Below are 726 nucleotides of genomic sequence, written 5' to 3'. Positions count from 1 at the left end.
CACAACTTCTAACTGAGAAGGTATCACTAACGGATATTGCCAGAAGACTTCGTGTGTCGACGTCCACTGTCTATCGTAAGCTTAACCAGTTTACTTTCAAGGAGCATTATGACAAGCTCCCAGCTGTTATGTCTTGGGATGAGTTTGAGTTCAAGAAAGGTGAACTCGCTTTTGTGGCGCAAAACTATGAGACCAACAAACTCATAACCATCCTTGATAATCTCCGTCAAACCACTATTCGAAACCACTTTTTGAAGTATCCATTGAAGGTTCGCCAAAAAGTGCAGTTTATTACAATGGATATGTCAGGAGCCTATATCCCACTAGCTCGTAGACTTTTCCCAAACGCCGAAATCATTATTGATCGTTTCCACATCATCCAACACCTTGGTCGAGCCTTTTTAAAGACAAGAATTGCGATTATGAACCAGTTCGATAAGAAGTCTCTACCCTATCGAGCCTTGAAAAATCACTGGCGACTCTTTCAAAAGGACAGCCGTAAGTTATCTCTCAATTCTTTCTATTCAAAGACTTTCCGTCAAACCTTAAATCCACATGAAGTTGTTGGGAAAACACTAGATTTTTCAGAAGAGCTTACCGACTACTATACACTTTATCAGCTCTTACTTTTTCACTTTCAGGAGAAGAAAGTAGATGAGTTTTTTGAGTTAATAGAGGAGAACATGAGCAAGGTCAATCACTACTTTCAAACGGTCTTTAGGACTT

General features: G+C 39.8%; 1 protein-coding gene. It reads left to right on the top strand.

Going from position 1 to position 726, the window contains the following annotated elements; translation table 11 throughout:
- Nucleotides 1-726: transposase (locus AX662_RS09725; RefSeq protein ID WP_197414721.1), on the top strand; the 726-nt coding region annotated here is incomplete at both ends.

The organism is Streptococcus sp. CCH5-D3, from assembly GCF_001556435.1.
Classification (GTDB): Bacteria; Bacillota; Bacilli; order Lactobacillales; family Streptococcaceae; genus Streptococcus.
The sequence above is the reverse complement of the archived record's forward strand: the minus strand, read 5'-3'. Positions and strand labels throughout refer to the sequence as shown.